The 15,640-nt window shown below is 52.0% G+C and carries 16 protein-coding genes; 1 reads left to right on the top strand and 15 read right to left on the bottom strand.

Annotated features, from left to right (window positions below):
- Nucleotides 1-426: 426 nt before the first annotated feature.
- Nucleotides 427-1,068, top strand: a complete 642-nt coding sequence (locus tag AC0YNZ_RS24495) for a 3'-5' exonuclease (RefSeq protein WP_475829103.1) — start codon at nucleotides 427-429, stop codon at nucleotides 1,066-1,068.
- Here AC0YNZ_RS24495 and melA read toward each other — a convergent pair.
- The 15 genes from melA to AC0YNZ_RS24420 all read right to left on the bottom strand — a co-directional run bounded on the left by melA (nucleotide 1,065) and on the right by AC0YNZ_RS24420 (nucleotide 15,403).
- Nucleotides 1,065-2,561 carry an alpha-galactosidase gene (gene melA, locus AC0YNZ_RS24490; protein ID WP_475829102.1) on the bottom strand — a complete coding sequence of 499 codons (1,497 nt, stop codon included), beginning with the start codon at nucleotides 2,559-2,561 and terminating at the stop codon, nucleotides 1,065-1,067. The two genes, AC0YNZ_RS24495 and melA, sit on opposite strands and share 4 nt — an antisense overlap.
- Before the next feature lie 110 nt (nucleotides 2,562-2,671).
- Nucleotides 2,672-3,604 carry an AraC family transcriptional regulator gene (locus AC0YNZ_RS24485; RefSeq protein WP_475829101.1) on the bottom strand — a complete coding sequence of 311 codons (933 nt, stop codon included), beginning with the start codon at nucleotides 3,602-3,604 and terminating at the stop codon, nucleotides 2,672-2,674.
- A 25-nt stretch (nucleotides 3,605-3,629) separates the two neighbouring features.
- A complete protein-coding gene (locus AC0YNZ_RS24480) occupies nucleotides 3,630-4,361 on the bottom strand; it encodes a nucleoside phosphorylase (protein WP_475829100.1) in 732 nt (243 codons plus the stop codon).
- A 3-nt stretch (nucleotides 4,362-4,364) separates the two neighbouring features.
- Nucleotides 4,365-5,039, bottom strand: coding sequence for a sulfite oxidase-like oxidoreductase (locus AC0YNZ_RS24475; protein WP_475829099.1), 675 nt, complete (start codon nucleotides 5,037-5,039; stop codon nucleotides 4,365-4,367).
- A gap of 70 nt (nucleotides 5,040-5,109) precedes the next feature.
- Nucleotides 5,110-6,033, bottom strand: coding sequence for an ABC transporter permease (locus tag AC0YNZ_RS24470; protein ID WP_475829098.1), 924 nt, complete (start codon nucleotides 6,031-6,033; stop codon nucleotides 5,110-5,112).
- Nucleotide 6,034: 1 nt separating this feature from the next.
- On the bottom strand, nucleotides 6,035-7,051 hold the full coding sequence (locus AC0YNZ_RS24465; RefSeq protein ID WP_475829142.1) for an ABC transporter permease: 1,017 nt from the start codon (nucleotides 7,049-7,051) through the stop codon (nucleotides 6,035-6,037).
- Nucleotides 7,052-7,076: 25 nt separating this feature from the next.
- On the bottom strand, nucleotides 7,077-8,576 hold the full coding sequence (locus AC0YNZ_RS24460; protein ID WP_475829097.1) for an ABC transporter ATP-binding protein: 1,500 nt from the start codon (nucleotides 8,574-8,576) through the stop codon (nucleotides 7,077-7,079).
- A 116-nt stretch (nucleotides 8,577-8,692) separates the two neighbouring features.
- Complete coding sequence (locus AC0YNZ_RS24455; RefSeq protein WP_475829141.1) at nucleotides 8,693-9,730, bottom strand: BMP family lipoprotein; 1,038 nt, start codon at nucleotides 9,728-9,730, stop codon at nucleotides 8,693-8,695.
- Nucleotides 9,731-9,874: 144 nt separating this feature from the next.
- A complete protein-coding gene (locus AC0YNZ_RS24450; RefSeq protein ID WP_475829096.1) occupies nucleotides 9,875-10,333 on the bottom strand; it encodes a MarR family winged helix-turn-helix transcriptional regulator in 459 nt (152 codons plus the stop codon).
- A gap of 246 nt (nucleotides 10,334-10,579) precedes the next feature.
- Nucleotides 10,580-11,446: an urease accessory protein UreD gene (locus AC0YNZ_RS24445; RefSeq protein WP_475829095.1), complete on the bottom strand. Its 867-nt coding sequence runs from the start codon at nucleotides 11,444-11,446 to the stop codon at nucleotides 10,580-10,582.
- Nucleotides 11,446-12,174 (bottom strand): urease accessory protein UreG, encoded by a 729-nt coding sequence (ureG, locus tag AC0YNZ_RS24440; protein WP_475829094.1) that lies wholly within the window; start codon nucleotides 12,172-12,174, stop codon nucleotides 11,446-11,448. The genes AC0YNZ_RS24445 and ureG overlap by 1 nt, the downstream gene beginning before the upstream one ends.
- Nucleotides 12,175-12,196: 22 nt before the next feature.
- The gene (locus tag AC0YNZ_RS24435; RefSeq protein WP_475829093.1) at nucleotides 12,197-12,889 is read right to left on the bottom strand and encodes an urease accessory protein UreF; all 693 of its coding nucleotides are present in this window, start codon (nucleotides 12,887-12,889) and stop codon (nucleotides 12,197-12,199) included.
- Between the two features lie 40 nt (nucleotides 12,890-12,929).
- Nucleotides 12,930-14,645 carry an urease subunit alpha gene (gene ureC / locus AC0YNZ_RS24430; RefSeq protein ID WP_475829092.1) on the bottom strand — a complete coding sequence of 572 codons (1,716 nt, stop codon included), beginning with the start codon at nucleotides 14,643-14,645 and terminating at the stop codon, nucleotides 12,930-12,932.
- Nucleotides 14,642-15,010 carry an urease subunit beta gene (locus AC0YNZ_RS24425; protein ID WP_110771575.1) on the bottom strand — a complete coding sequence of 123 codons (369 nt, stop codon included), beginning with the start codon at nucleotides 15,008-15,010 and terminating at the stop codon, nucleotides 14,642-14,644. Before AC0YNZ_RS24425 ends, ureC begins: the two co-directional genes overlap by 4 nt.
- 87 nt (nucleotides 15,011-15,097) lie before the next feature.
- Nucleotides 15,098-15,403, bottom strand: a complete 306-nt coding sequence (locus tag AC0YNZ_RS24420) for an urease subunit gamma (protein ID WP_110771574.1) — start codon at nucleotides 15,401-15,403, stop codon at nucleotides 15,098-15,100.
- Between the last annotated feature and the right edge of the window lie 237 nt (nucleotides 15,404-15,640).

Below are 15,640 nucleotides of genomic sequence, written 5' to 3'. Positions count from 1 at the left end.
CCTCTCATATGAAGCAGCCAAGTAAACGTATTCTTTGTTTTTGGCCTTTGTTCGCATGATTAGACTTACAAGCTCGACTTGAAAATGTTAGGGTGAAGGGCTTTATCGCTTTAAACGAACAAATAACTAAAATACATACGTATAGCAAGCTGCCCTCTCATCACAAACTACAGTCATCACTTCGAAAAGGAGGGAATTGCACCATGGCAAAGCAGCAAGGTCACGCGACAAAAAACACGACGACAAAATCATCCGATAAAAAAAGCAACGGTTCCGGCAATAACCACTAACCGAACAAGGCAGTCCGGCATAAACGCAAATGACCCATTACCCGCTTATTAAGCTGCGGTAATGGGTTATTTCTTATGGGCAATAAAAGGTTATTTTTATTTTTTATCGAATTATTAGCGTAAGAGACAACATATTATGACTAGAAAAAGTGGTGAATCATCTATGACTTCTTATTCCTATACCGTAATCGATTTTGAGACGAGCGGACTCGATCCAAAGAAGGATCGTGTCATTGAAATGGCGGCAATCCGCTGTGTTAACGGCGAAATCGCGAGTGAATTCAGCACGCTTGTCCGTTATGACGGCAAGCTGTCCGCCAAAATAACGGAGCTGACCGGCATTACCGACGAAATGACCGCTGCAGGTATGGACGAGGATACCGCATTCCGTATTTTAAACCGGATGCTTGGCGATAACATCTTGATCGCTCACAATGCTGCATTCGACCTTGGCTTCCTGCACCATTCCCTGCTTCGAATCGCCGGCCGATCGTTTACCAACAGCTTTATTGATACGCTGACAATTAGTCGCGCGCGGCATGTCTATCCGCATACGCTGAAGGATATGTCGGATCGCTACGGCATCCCTCTGATCGGCGGCCACCGTGCGCTGAACGACGTCATCGCCTGCTGGGAAATATTCCGCAAAATGGACGAGGAGAAGCCGGTAGACGGTTATTTGAACACGCTCGGCTATCTCAAAAAATTTGGGCCTCCCGCTTGGAGTCCGCCAGCAACGAGACTCGAGCCCATCGAGCTCAAATACGCTGCTCGTTAAACGCGTTCCTTCCCTTTATCCGATTCGCCCGCATTTTTGTTCGCGGCTTCCCGGTCCTGCTGCATCTCCTCTACCGTCTTCACCTTAAGACGGGCTGCGCCTTCGTAATCTCGCGTTGGAAGCAGCGGACCTTCAGCTAAACGCTTCTTGGCTGCGGCGATGGACTCCGTATATTGCGGCAGCCACTGCTCCTGCGCCACAAGCATTTCATCGACCATTTGCCAAATTTCATTCGGATTGCATACGGCGCCGACGAGCGGATCCATCATAAACGCCTGCCGCAGCAGCTTATCGTCGCCATGAATGGCTGCCTCTACAGCAAGGCGCTGTACGGAAATGCTTACATTGCACACGGCTGCTGCACCAAGAGGCAGCTCGCCAACGGTTGGCATCGAAATGCCGTTGCGGTCGACGTAGCCCGGCGCTTCGATGATGGCGTCGTTAGGCAGGTTGGCGATGACCCCTTTATTTTCCACGTTAAAGTGTCCGCGGTAAATTCTGCCGGTTTCCAGCCCTTCGATAATATAAGAGCCATGCTCATGGCTGCGCAGCTCGCTCTTGAATTCATTTGCCGGATCCTTCATCCAGTTTGGAAAATCGGTCTCGAACCAATTGCGCCCCTCCGTGCATACGCGCAAATAGCCGCCTGTTTCTCCGTTTATCCATGAGCTCAAATCGATCCAGTCGTTAATTTCCTCCGGACGCTTGCGGTACCAAGGCACATATTCGCTCAGATGTCCGTTCGATTCGGTGCTGTAATAGCCGAAGCGGCGCAGCATGTCGATGCGCACCTTCTCGGTGCGGCTAAAGTCCGGATGCTTCTCGAATGCGTCCAGCAGCTTGCCGGTCAGGTCCTCGCCGTTATCTTTAATTTGAATATACCACGTTTGATGGTTAATGCCCGCGCAAACAATATCGACTTCCTCCTGCTTCAGCCCGAATGCCTCGGCAATTTGCCAATGCCCGCCCTGCACGCCGTGACATAATCCAATCGTCCGCACGCCGCCATACTTGTTGCAGGCCCAAGTCATCATTGCCATCGGGTTTGCATAGTTGAGCAGCATCACATCCTCCGCAGCAACCTCCCGAATGTCACGGCAAATGTTCATCATCTCGGCGATGCCCCGCTGCCCGTACATGATGCCGCCGGCGCTCAGCGTATCGCCTACGCATTGGTCAACGCCGTATTTGAGCGGAATATCCACATCGGTTGCGAACGCTTCAAGACCGCCTACGCGAATTGTACAAATTACGTACTTCGCATCCTTTAGAGCCTCGCGCCGGTCGGTTGTCGATTGGATCCGGATAGACAAGCCATTCTCATGAATATCGCGCTGGCAAAGTGCGGTTACCATCTCCAGGTTATGCGCATTAATATCCGTAAAAGCAACTTCGATGGTTTGAAATTCAGGTACCGCAAGTAGGTCGCGCAGCAAGCCGCGCGTAAACCCGATCGAGCCGGCGCCTATAAACGTAATTTTAAAAGTAGACATGCCAATCAGCCTCCGCTTATCGTCAGATAGAGTCGTTTAATCTCTTCTACATTGTAGCAACGATAAATCGGAAGCGTTATCAATATAGTGACCAACTGTCTTTCACAGTGTCAGAAATCGTCACTTTTGTTGATCTCGGTTTGGCCGCGGCTGTCCAAAGTTTGCGTATCAACCGAGTTACGGTAAGCAATCGGAGTCTGGCTCGTATACTTTTTGAACATGGCGTGGAAATATTGCCGGCTCCCGACGCCGACATAATCACAAATGTCGGCGATTGCGATATCCGTCTCGCGCAGCAGCATTTTCGCCTTCTCCATTCGCAGCTCCGTTAAATAACTCGTTATCGTTTTGCCCAGCTGAGCGCGGAATACACGGTGCAAATAACCTGGATGCAGGCTAACGGCCGCCGCAATATCCTTCACCTGAATGTCGCGGTCATAGTTATGATGCATAAATTCGATGGTTTGCTTCACATAGAGATCTGCGGGATTTACGCCATGTGCGCAAGACTCATAGTGTAAACGCGCAATGGCCAAAATCAGCTGGGCAAACAGCAGCTCCGCCTTAATATTGATGCGTTTGCCGCGGCTATCCAGCTCAAGCACTAAGCTTTTAAGCACCTGATACACCTCGCTGGGATCGCGCAATAACAAATAAGAGGACGGCTCTGTGATCAATCCAGCCACAAATTCGTCCTCCAAGGCAAGCTGCCGCATAGAAGGAAACGCTGCCCGGCGCTCCCTAAAATCAAATTCAACGTTAAGCATCCGGCAAGGGCCCCGCTCGTCAACGGTAAGCCGATGAGGAACATTCGCATCCAGAATAATAAAATCACCCTTCTTAAGCGTCATTTCGCAAGCTGCTGCAGTTGCAGTCGCCTCCAGCCCGATGCCGCAGGCCCCGGATATGACATACATAATTTCTATCGAATCATGTGTGTGAGAGGTCATCGTATAATCTGCCCACTGCTTAAAGTAACAAGCAAACACATGCGGGTACAAATCTCCCTCCAGCCACTCTTGCTTGAACAGCGTTCCGCTCACGAGCTGTCTCCCCCTTGCTCAGCAACTAGTTGTGTGACACGGATGCGAGCTTAGCCACTGCGCGCAGTGCCGTCTCGATTTCCCGCTCAACCGCTTTGGCGACAACATCCGTATGCGGATCGTACTCGCCTGCCAAATCAGCATCGGCATAGCCATCCAGCGCCAAAATCGCTCCGGCGCGTACTCCGCGCAGCGACGCAATGACATACAATGCCGCAATCTCCATCTCAACGGCAAGCGCTCCCGCCTGCTTGTATTGACGATGCGGAATGTCCACAACGCCGGAGAAAAACACGTCCAGCGTTACCGTAATACCTTTTTTCACGATGCCTTCGCTCTCCAGAGCAGTCTCGTACAGCGCTTCGGTAACCTCGCTGTCCGCAACGGCCGGAAAGCCCGCCGGCACGAGCTGATGCGTAAGGCCTTCCGCACGCACGGCAGCGGTGCTTACGATAAGGCTTCCCGCCGGGTGCTCGGCCGAATAAGAGCCGGCCGTACCGACGCGAATGAGTGTCTTGACGCCTCCGCGAATAAGCTCCTCAAAGCAAACGGCCGCTCCGGGCGAGCCTACGCCATGGCTTACTATCGCAATATGCACCCCTTCAAAATCACCTACGAACGTCCGGTATTCGCGGGCAAACGCAAGCTCTCTTACATTATTCAACCGGTGTGAAATGGCTTCTGCACGCCGCGGATCGCCGCACACGATTGCATAAGCCGGCAAATCTTCCGGATTTACTTGTAGTATAGGCAGCATCTGTTAATCAAACTCCTTCTTCATCCATTCATCCTCAGGCATCGAATTCTCATCGCTGCTGAAGCGCTGCTCCTTAAACGGATCCGCATAGTTATGAAAGCCATTGCGCTCCCAGAAGCCTTCGCGGTCCTCCTTCATGAATTCAATGCCCGTAATCCACTTCGCGCTCTTCCAAAAATATAAATGCGGAACGAGCAGGCGCATCGGCCAGCCATGCTTATCGGTCAATGGCTCTCCGTCAAATCGATGCGCGAGCAGCACATTATCATACAGCATATCCTCTAACGGCAAATTCGTATCATAATCCTCATCTGCGTGAATCATCACATATTTAGCTTCCGGCTTTACTCCAAGCAAAGGCAGTAAATCCTTGAACTTTATGCCTTCCCACTCCGTATCCAGCTTCGACCAGCGGGTAACGCAGTGGATATCGCATACGGTCTTCGTTTGCGGCAGAGCGAGCAGCTCCCCGAAGCTGAACGCGCGCTCCTCCTCCACCTCGCCGAACACCCGCAGCGACCAGCTGTTTATATCATAAAGAGGCACATCCCCTTCATGCAGGATCGGAAACCGTTCCGTCACCGTTTGACCCGGCGGCACCCGGAGCGCAAGCTCAGGGGCAACCTCCGCCTGTCTAACCGCAGCCGCTTTCTTCAGACGCTCTGCTTTTTTATGCATGCTGTATACCTCCAAATTCCATCTAATTTCGCTGTAAATGAAAAGCAATTGTTACCCGGCCTTCGATGCTTTATCTGGAGCTTTCGTTCGATTTGCGTGCTTCCTGCATATACCCTTTGTCCTTAAAAAATAACATAGCGGCAATCGTTACGATATACGGCAGCATCATCGTAAAATGAGTCGGCAGGGCAAAGCCCTGCAGCCTGATGCTGAGCGCGTCCATAAAACCGAATAGCAGGCTGGAAGCGGCAACGCCAATCGGATTGGATTGGCCGAGCATCGTCGCAACGAGCGCGATGAACCCTCTTCCCGATGTCATGCCTTCGGTAAACATCGTAACATTGCCAAGCGACAGCTGCGCGCCCGCCAGCCCGCATAATACGCCGCACATCAGCACTGCGCCATATTGGATGCGGGACACTTTAATGCCAAGGCTCTTCGCGGCCGTCGGATTCTCGCCGGCAGCAAGCAATCGGAAGCCGGTAACCGTTTTGAATAGAAACAGCTGCAGTGCAATTACAAGCAATAGAGATAAATAAACGAGCGGCGAATGGCCTGACAGCACCTCTCCAAGCCATGGAATATCCTTAAGCACCGGGATATCCCATTTCGGAAGTCCAACCATATCCTTATTGTAGTATGCGCCTTTGACATCAAAGATCGCGCGCAGCGAGAAGGTCGTTAGTCCAAGCGCCAGAAAGTTGAGCGCAATACCTACGACGATAACATTTGCTTTCAGATGAATACTCATATAGCCGAACAAGATAGAAAATAATAGCGAACACAACACCGCAAATAAAACCGCGGCAAACACATTTCCCGAAAAGTGGTTACCCACGATGGCAGAGAAAGCTCCGATCAGCACTAAGCCTTCCAGGCCTACGTTAAACAAGCCGACTCGCGCGCATATCGCGCCGCCGAGTGCCGCAAGCAAAATTGGCGTAACCATGCGAAGCGTCGAGGCAAACAGCGAGACATCCAATAAAAATTCCATATTATGACCTCGCCTTCCTGCGTTTAATGAACGAATAAGTGAATTTAGCCGAGACGAACAAAATGAGCACCGCTTGAATAATGCTCGATACCTCCAGCGGAACCTCCGTGTTTCGCTCCATGCCCATTCCGCCGGTTTGCAGTGCAGCCAGCAGAATAGCGGCGAATGCCGTACCGAGCGGATGCGATCCGGCAAGCAGCGTCGCCATAATGCCCGACCACGCATAACCCGGTGTCGTTAACGCCCCGTCCAAATAACGGTACTGCGTGCCGAGCACCTCGACGGAGCCTGCCAGTCCGGCAAAGCCGCCGCTTGCGAACATGCTCAGCAGCATCATTTTGCCCCGCTGCACGCCTCCGTAGCTTGCGAATAACGGATTGCCGCCCAGCATTCTGATTTCATAGCCTTTTACGGTGTAGCGCATAAACAAGAACAGCAGCACCGCACAAACCGCAGCAATAATAAATCCGCCGTGAAGGCTCATCCCTTTAAACAGCTTAGGCAGCCAAACGCTTTGATCGATCATGACGGTTTGCGCCATCGCAGCAGAGCCTGTCCGATCCTTAAGCGGGTACGATACGGTGTAGCCTGCGAAGAGCACAGCAATGTAATTGAGCAATAACGTTGTGATGAGTAAATTCATTCGGAACCTGGCATCCAGCCAGCCTGCGAAGGCCGACCATATCCCCCCGGAAATAATGCCGGCAATTATAGCCGCAATAAGTTTAAACGAGCCGGGTCCTGGCAGATAGATGGCCGTTACAGCGGCACTAAGCGCGCCTAATACCATTTGTCCTTCCGAGCCCATATTAAAAAATCCGGCGCGAAAGGCAAGAGCTACTCCAAGCCCGATCAAAATAATAGGTGTAGCCCGGCTTAACGTATTCGTAAAGAAGTAAAAACTGCCGAAGGCACCCTTCCACATTTCCGCGTACGTATCTACGACGGATCCCCCGACGATTACGATGGCGATCGCTCCGGCTGCCAGGCCTACGATGACAGCCAAGAGCGGCTGCATCAGCGAACGTCCGAATTGTATCAGCTTATCCAACCGCTTTTCCTCCCGCCATTAGCAAACTAATTTGTTCCTCTGTAGCCGTGTCCGAGTCCAGCTCGCCTACGATCTGCCCCTCGTACATGACTAAAATCCGATCCGACAGCTTCAATATTTCCGTCAGCTCCGAGGAAATGAGCAAAATCGCGCCTCGTTCATCCCGCTTCTTCAAAAGCTCGCCATGTATAATTTCCATCGCACCGACATCGACTCCCCGCGTCGGCTCTGCGGCAATAAGAAACGGCGACTTCTGCGCAAGCTCGCGGGCAACGATCAGCTTCTGAAGATTTCCACCGGACAAAAACTGAGCCTTTGTAGACAAGGAGCCCGTTTTTATACCGAATCGGGTTACCCATTCGCCTATCATTTGACGGATGCTCTTTCCGTTCAGAACGCCGAATTTCTGATGCTCTCCTGCATGTCCCATCAAGCCGTTCTCAGTGACCGTCGCATCCTTAGCAACGCCCCATTGATAGCGGTCCTCTGGAATATGAGCAAGACCGCGCTCGCGTATGGCTCCAACCGGCGCGCCGGTTACATCCTGTCCAAGCAGCATAATCCTGCCTGAATCCGGCTTCATAAGACCGGAAATCGTTTGAATAAGCTCCGATTGGCCGTTCCCCGATATGCCGGCGACGCCGACAATTTCCCCTTCATTCACCTGAAGGCTGACGCCGTTCAGCAGCGGCTTCGTTTTGCCGCCTTTCATTGACAAATTCGATACCTCAAGCACAGGCTTGCCTGCTCTGGCCTCATTCCGAGATATATGTACCAAATCCCGGCCAACCATGAGCCGCGACAACTGTTCCGCATTCGTGTTCTTCGCGTCGACGGTTCCTGTCACCTTGCCGTCCCTCAGCACGGTAATCCGGTCGGCGACTTCCATAATTTCCTGCAGCTTGTGACTGATAAGGACAAAGCTCTTGCCCTGCGCCGCTAATCCTTTGATCGCGGCCAGCAGTTCCTTCACCTCCAGCGGCGTTAAGACGCCGGTTGGTTCATCCAAAATGATAACCTCGGCTCCCTGATACAGCACCTTTAATATTTCAACGCGCTGCTGCATGCCTAATGAGCAATCCGCAACCTTTTTCCAAGGATCTACCGGCATGCCGTATAGCTTGCCAAGCCGTTCCGCTTGCCCGGCAGCAGCCTTTCGATCGAAGCCTGCTCCTTTGGAGGGCTCGCGTCCGATCACAATATTTTCGGCGATTGTAAACGTCGGGAACAGCATAAAATGCTGGTGTACCATTCCGATTTTATGCTTGATCGCATCGGCAGGGCTCGCAAACGCAACCGGCTTGCCATCCAGTCGGATCTCGCCGCTTGTCGGACTTTCCATTCCGTATAAAATGCGCATCAGCGTCGTTTTTCCAGCGCCGTTTTCGCCGACTAAGGCATGAATTTCTCCTCTTTGCAGCGAAAACTGTACCTGGCTGTTCGCCGTTACGCTTCCGTATGATTTCGTAATGCTGTCCATTTGCAGCAACATACAAACGCTCCTCTCCTTTTATTGCCGTATAACAAAAAAAACGACTTCCTCCAAAGCAGAGGAAGCTTCCATGCAACAAGCAAACCGGCTGCATGGGTAGCAGCCGGCCTGTCATTCTATTGGGCTAGCGGGTTTACTACAACGATTTTACCAGATTTAATATCTTCGGCAATAGCTTTTACTTTATCGACATTTTCTTGGCCGATGAACGGGTTAAGCGTCGTATCCGTGTCTTTTGTTACGAATGTTAAGCCTACGCCGCCTTCCTTCAAGCCGTAGTCTGCTACACCGTATGCGAAGCTGCCTTCAACAAAGCTTTTTACCGTTTCGTAAGCTACTGCATCCGTACCTTTCAATTGCGAAAGAACGATATGCTCCGGATCCTCGTCTGTACGGTCCGTATCTTGGCCGGAAGTGAAGAAGCCTTTTTCCTTCGCCGCTTCGAATACGCCGTTATCGCCGACTGCCGCCATACCTGCGATATAGTCAGCTCCTTTGGATTGCTGAAGCAGTGCAAGCTCTTTGCCTTTAACCGGATCCGTAAAGCTTCCTACATAGTTGATAAGGAATTGAGCGTCCGGATTTGTGCTTTTCAAGCCCTGCTCGAAGCCGGAAGTATATTTGCTAAGCAGCGGAGCGTCCATAGCCACGACAGCTCCAACGATGTTCGTTTTTGTGGCAAGGCCGGCAAGTGCTCCCATCAGGTAGGAAGCTTCTTGCTCACGGAAGTTTACGCTGCGAACGTTCGGCAGATCAACGACAGTATCAATGATCGCGAAAGGCTTGTCCGGATTTTCGGCTGCTACTTTTTTTAGCGCATCCTCTGCTTGGAAGGTTGCCGTAATTATCAAATCATAATCTTCCGCTACCGTTGCGCGCAGGTTTTGTTCAAAACCGGCAGGATCGGTCGATTCGATCGTTTTCACTTCAGCGCCGAATTCCGCGCCGGCCTTTTTGAAGCCTTCATCCATCAATACGAAAAACTTGTTAACGCCGATTTTTTCAGGCAGCACAAGCGCGATTTTTTTCTTTTCAGCTTTATCGCCTGCTGCGTTATTTGCCGCGTTCCCTGCGTTATTTTTGTTAGATCCGCAAGCTGCGACAATCGCAACCATCAAAATCAACGAAACCGCTAAAGCAATTGCTTTTTTCATCATGATCTCCCCTAAACAATAATATGCATAAATCCCCTTTAATCCTAGTTGTTTTATCGGAATTTGTCAACCTGTTTTGCGAAGTCAAATTTCATGTTTATTCTACACCATATTTATTTCATTAAAAATAAATTGTATAAAAGGTCACGAATTTGTAACATCCAATTCCATATTTCTGCTCATCTGCTCAAAGAGCTTAAGCCCAATCTCCATATCCGCGACCGACATCCCGTCGAAGAGCTTATGCATCATTTTCGAGCGTATCGTCTCGATGAGTTTTACGATCTTTAATCCTTCTTCCGTTATATCCAGCATTACCACACGCCGGTCCTGTTCGCCCCGCTCCCGCTTCACATAGCCAAGCTCGATAAGTCGGTCCGCAATGCCGGTAACGCCTCCGCTCGTAATTTGCAGCTGGTCGGCCATTGCCGATGCCTTCTGCGCGCCCGTTTCCTCTAAAATAATAAGCATTTTTCCATGCGTCATCCCCAGGCCATGCACGTTATAGGTGTTCCATTCGGCATTTATTTGTCTGCGCACCTGGCGAAACGATTCGTCCAGACGCCTCATTAACTCCAGCCTTTCCGTACTTGAAGCTTCCAAGCGATCACCAACCTTAACTTTTATTTCTGATAACCTCAGCTTTCATATTATAACGTTCATTCAAAAGTTTAACTAATTTTCTTCTGTAGAAATATGCAATTCCCCGCAGTATGCAGCTCAAAAAGGCCAACCACTGGATGTTGGTTGACCTTTTCGCCCCATAAATCCGTCACTTTGACAAGCGCCAAGAGCTGGATTTTGTTTGATTAGGAAGCGCTTAGCCTACGATGCACCACGCTGCTGCCGTCATCCCTGCAAAAAGCGCAGCGGAGGCTTGTCGAGCAAGCCTTTGCGCGCCGTCTGCCACAGCTCCTTCATAAGCTGCTGCAGCGGCCAAGCGGCTGTCGATGCAGCGGACACCGCAATCCCGAACCGGTGCGTCAGCGACGCTCCTGCAACAATGGGGTGCTCAGGAGAGGAGAAGCCGTCCAGCTTCTCCTGAAGCTGCTCCAGATGAGCGCCATTCACGCGGTCAGAAAAGATATAAAAGGTTGCCCAGTGAGTCATTTCGTCCCAGCAGCCCGGGGCAGGAATAGCTTGCTTAACCGGCTCGATCCGCTGCCGCTGCGAGAAAATGAGCTCCCCGCCGTAATAAACCTTAAGCATATTACAATAAGAGCGGTAATCGAACCGCTCGCCTCGGAGCGTACGGCCGGGACAAAGCACATCGGCCTGCAGCCATGCAGAGCCTGCCTTCAAATGCACCAGCGTCTCGTTCCGAAACGAAGCATCCTTGTAAAGCATAACCGGTTCCGGCATATGCTCGACGACCGCATTCTCCTCAAGCGTGAACGTCTGCTGCACCCGGGAGCCTCCGCCCGGCATGCTCGGATGCACCTTCATGTACGATTGGTTCGTAATCATGACATGGGAGCCTTGCTCCGACGTCCATTCCAGCTCATAGCTGTCGCCGTCCAGCAGACCCGGCGATACGTCCATGACGATGACACCGAGCTGACCGTCCAGCGGAAAAGCTTTTGCTATTTTGACCGGTGCGGTATGGTATTTATTTTCGAGTATCGTTTGCCCGCGCCGGCTTGCGAAGGAAGCGCGCAGCACGGAAATTTTTGCTTGCGGCCCGTTTCCGTACTCTACAGTTCGCGTACGCTCCATTAAGAAGCGGAGTGACGGTGCTCAGGAGGGATGCTGGACAGCTGGATGACATGCGAATGTTCTGTACCGCGCGCATGAGCTACCTCATGCGTAAGCCAGCTTACGATCTCGTCCACGCCGTCGCCGCCGAACAAGTTGGAAAATACAAAAGGACGGCCGCCGCGCATCTTCACCGTATCAGCCTCCATCACCTCAAGGCTCGCACCCACATAAGGCGCCAGATCGATTTTGTTAATGACGAGCAAGTCCGAGCGCATGATGCCAGGGCCGCCCTTACGCGGAATTTTCTCTCCCTGGGCCACGTCGATAATATAAATAAACCGGTCGACGAGCTCGGGGCTGAACGCTGCAGCCAAGTTGTCGCCGCCGCTCTCGATAAAGATCAAATCCAAGTTGTCGAAACGGCGCTCCAGCTCCTCAATGGCTTCAAAGTTCATCGAGGCATCCTCGCGAATTGCCGTATGCGGACAGCCGCCCGTCTCCACCCCGATAATGCGTTCCTCAGGCAGCACACCTGTGTTGAACAAAATCCGGGCGTCTTCCTTCGTATAAATGTCGTTTGTAATGACGGCTACGCTGTACTTCGTATGAAGCTCGCGCGTCAACCGCTCAACAAGCGCCGTCTTGCCGGAGCCGACCGGACCGCCTATCCCGATGCGGATCGGTCTCGTGCTATCTATCGTCTTACATTCCCACTCCTGATGTGAATGCCCTTGTCCTTGGCACATTGTCATTCCTCCATTTCAATAGTTAAGACATAAATAATCTCGAATATAAGCGTTCGTGGCGCATCATCGCCATCTCCGCCATCGGCATATTGGAGTATGCGTCTTCCGGCTCCAGCTCCTCCGCGACCTTAAGCGCTTCTTCCGTTAAAGGCATAAGTCTTGCAATTAGTGATTGTCCCTCCGTCTGTCCCATCGACATCAGACGAAGCGCGCTATTCACGCAGGTTACGATACATGTATAAAAATAACCCTGTATCGCCCGCTCCTCCGATACGCCCAGCAGCCAGCAGGCATAGCCGTGCGTAAGCGGATGGGATGCGAAGCATTTACCGGCGCGCATCGCCTCCGTCAGCGGCGGCCAATCCAGCTGAGGATGAATGGCCGATGCCAGCTGAAGCAGGCGGCGCCCCATTTTCTCCACTCCGCTGCGGGTTTCCGATGCGACTCTCTGTAAATGGACAAACCTTTCAACCGACCAAAGCCGCTCCCAATCCGCTTGCGGAGCATCCCGGTAAACCGCCTTGATGACCATTGCATCCGAGCTCGCCCAGCTTTGCAGCAGCATAGCGGAAGCATAAGCGTAAAGCTGGCTGGAGTTGTTCATCCTGCCATCCTGAACCATCGTCTCCAGACCGAACGAATGCGAGAAGCCTCCGATCGGAAGAGCCGAGTCCAGCAGCTGCTGCATGGCCAGCCATCTAACCTGATCATTCATTTACGTTTGCCCCTCCTGTCTTCTGAGGCCGTAACCTTAGCTAGAACAAGAAATACCGCTGCGCCATCGGCAGCACCTCCGCCGGCTCGCATGTCACATGCTCCCCGTCCACCATAACATGGTAGGTTTCAGGATCCACCTCAAGCTTTGGCGTCGCATCGTTATGGATCATATCTTTCTTTGTCACCGAACGGCAGCCCTTCACCGGTTCAATTCGCTTCTGGAGCCCCAGTTCCTTGGCGATTCCGCGCTCGAAGGCTGCCTGCGAAACAAACGTGATCGAGCTGTTATACACCAGCTTACCGAAGGAAGCGAACATTGGACGGCCAAATACCGGCTGCGGCGTCGGAATCGAGGCGTTAGGATCGCCCATTTGTGCGAATGCGATGCTGCCGCCCTTCAATACGAGATCCGGCTTGACGCCAAAAAACATCGGATTCCAAATGACGAGATCGGCGAATTTACCTGCTTCCAGCGAGCCGACCAGATGAGAGATACCGTGAGTGACAGCCGGATTTATCGTATATTTCGCAATGTAGCGTTTAATACGGAAATTATCGTGCTGCCCGTTATCCGGCGATAGCGGTCCGCGCTGCTTTTTCATTTTGTCAGCCGTCTGCCATGTCCGAATAATAACCTCCCCGACACGGCCCATCGCCTGCGAGTCCGAGCTAATCATGCTGAAAACGCCTAGATCATGCAAAATATCTTCTGCGGCAATCGTCTCCGGCCTAATCCGCGAATCGGCGAACGCGACATCCTCCGGTATGCTGCTGTCCAAATGATGACAAACCATCAGCATATCCAAATGCTCTTCTATGGTATTAATCGTAAAGGGGCGCGTTGGATTCGTCGAAGACGGAAGCACATTCAGCTCGCCCGCCGCGACGATAATATCCGGCGCATGGCCGCCGCCCGCGCCTTCTGTATGGTAGGTATGAATCGTCCGCCCGCCGATTGCGGCCAGCGTATCCTCTACAAAGCCCGCTTCGTTTAATGTATCCGTATGGATGGCAACCTGGACGTCATACTGATCCGCCGCCTGCAGACAGGCATCGATTGCTGCCGGTGTCGTGCCCCAATCCTCATGCAGCTTCAGTCCGATTGCTCCCGCTTCGATCTGCTCAATGAGCGGCGCGGTAAATGAGGCATTGCCCTTCCCCGTAAAACCGATATTCATCGGAAAATGTTCCGCTGCCTCCAGCATGCGGCGCATATGCCATGCGCCTGGCGTTACCGTTGTCGCGTTCGTCCCCGTTGCCGGTCCGGTTCCGCCTCCGATCATCGTCGTTACGCCGGAGGAGAGCGCCGTCTCGATTTGCTGCGGGCAGATGAAATGAATATGTGAATCGATAGCTCCGGCAGTGACGATTTTCCCTTCTCCGGCAATGACCTCGGTGCTCGCGCCAACGATCATATTCGGATGCACGCCATCCATAATATCCGGATTGCCCGCTTTGCCGATGCCGACAATCATTCCGTCCTTAATGCCGATATCCGCTTTCACAATGCCGGAATGATCAATAATAACCGCATTCGTTATGAGCGTGTCCAACACGCCTTCATCGCGCAATGCGCCGCTCGATTGTCCCATCCCGTCGCGTATTACCTTGCCGCCGCCGAATTTGCATTCATCGCCGTAAACCGTATAATCATGCTCAATCTCCGCCCAAAGCTCCGTATCGGCCAGCCGAACGGCATCGCCGGCCGTCGGTCCGAACATAGCTGCATAGCTCCGCCGATCCATCTTGGTCATGCGTTCTCTCCCTCCCAAGCTGCCAGCCGCTCCCGAACCGCTTCAGGCATTGCGCCTGCCTCTGCTTTCCCGCGGCTTAATCCGTTTAATCCATAAGAAAGCTTCGCGCCGCCTAGCTCCACGACCGTAACGGGCTTCTCCTCGCCCGGCTCGAAACGGACCGCCGTTCCCGCAGCAATGTGCAGCCGCATGCCGAACGCTGCCTCGCGGTCAAATTTCAGGGCGCGGTTCACTTCGAAAAAATGATAATGAGAGCCTACCTGAACGGGTCGATCGCCTGTGTTCACGACGATCAGCTGCTTCGTCAGGCGCCCGGCGTTTAATTCAATTTCACCCGCAGCCGTTCGATATTCACCTGGTATCATCCTGCAAGCGCTCCTCTCTCTTATGTACTGGCCTATCACATTCATATACCATTATCGCTTTCCAGCGTTTATAACCGTTTGCCGTTTCTACCCCGTAATCGGGTAATGAATCGTGACGAGCTTCGTCCCGTCCGGGAAAGTCGCTTCCACCTGAACCTCGTGAATCATTTCCGGGATGCCGGGCATCACCTGCTCGGCCTTTAAAATTTGCGTTCCAAATTCCATTAGCTGCGCAACCGTCATGCCATCGCGTGCGCCCTCCATAATTTCAGAGGTGATGAGCGCTACACTTTCTGGATAATTAAGCTTCACGCCGCGTTTCATTCGACGTCTGGCCAAATCCGCAGCGATTGTAATGAGCAGCTTTTCTTTTTCACGTTCGGTCAACTGCATTGTTTCACCTCTTTCCCCGTAATAGTTTCATTATAGTCAGCAAATAATGGTAAGTAAATGTTACCGCGTCACATATTGTTACACAAAAACAAACAATTCAGAAAAATCATCCATCGTTCATTATGGATTTAACATCATATTTACACGATTAAATAGGTAGGAATAATCGACTAAAATCGACAAAATTCACTTTTTGTGCCCGCAGCGACTCGAGACGAAGCAAAGTGCAATTGATTA

This window comes from Paenibacillus sp. J2L1-98 (assembly GCF_056269405.1).
Note: the sequence above shows the minus strand (reverse complement) of the source record. Positions and strands in the feature narration are given on the sequence as shown.

Bases quoted from the DNA above. Each gene is read 5' to 3' on its own strand.
- ureC (WP_475829092.1), bottom strand. From the start codon at position 14,645: ATGACCAAGATGGATCGGCGGAGCTATGCAGCTATGTTCGGACCGACG.
- AC0YNZ_RS24435 (WP_475829093.1), bottom strand. From the start codon at position 12,889: ATGAATGATCAGGTTAGATGGCTGGCCATGCAGCAGCTGCTGGACTCG.
- AC0YNZ_RS24425 (WP_110771575.1), bottom strand. From the start codon at position 15,010: ATGATACCAGGTGAATATCGAACGGCTGCGGGTGAAATTGAATTAAAC.
- AC0YNZ_RS24495 (WP_475829103.1), top strand. From the start codon at position 427: ATGACTAGAAAAAGTGGTGAATCATCTATGACTTCTTATTCCTATACC.
- AC0YNZ_RS24455 (WP_475829141.1), bottom strand. From the start codon at position 9,730: ATGAAAAAAGCAATTGCTTTAGCGGTTTCGTTGATTTTGATGGTTGCG.
- ureG (WP_475829094.1), bottom strand. From the start codon at position 12,174: ATGTGCCAAGGACAAGGGCATTCACATCAGGAGTGGGAATGTAAGACG.
- AC0YNZ_RS24480 (WP_475829100.1), bottom strand. From the start codon at position 4,361: ATGCTGCCTATACTACAAGTAAATCCGGAAGATTTGCCGGCTTATGCA.
- AC0YNZ_RS24420 (WP_110771574.1), bottom strand. From the start codon at position 15,403: ATGCAGTTGACCGAACGTGAAAAAGAAAAGCTGCTCATTACAATCGCT.
- AC0YNZ_RS24465 (WP_475829142.1), bottom strand. From the start codon at position 7,051: ATGCAGCCGCTCTTGGCTGTCATCGTAGGCCTGGCAGCCGGAGCGATC.
- AC0YNZ_RS24460 (WP_475829097.1), bottom strand. From the start codon at position 8,576: ATGTTGCTGCAAATGGACAGCATTACGAAATCATACGGAAGCGTAACG.
- melA (WP_475829102.1), bottom strand. From the start codon at position 2,561: ATGTCTACTTTTAAAATTACGTTTATAGGCGCCGGCTCGATCGGGTTT.
- AC0YNZ_RS24445 (WP_475829095.1), bottom strand. From the start codon at position 11,446: ATGGAGCGTACGCGAACTGTAGAGTACGGAAACGGGCCGCAAGCAAAA.
- AC0YNZ_RS24470 (WP_475829098.1), bottom strand. From the start codon at position 6,033: ATGGAATTTTTATTGGATGTCTCGCTGTTTGCCTCGACGCTTCGCATG.
- AC0YNZ_RS24475 (WP_475829099.1), bottom strand. From the start codon at position 5,039: ATGCATAAAAAAGCAGAGCGTCTGAAGAAAGCGGCTGCGGTTAGACAG.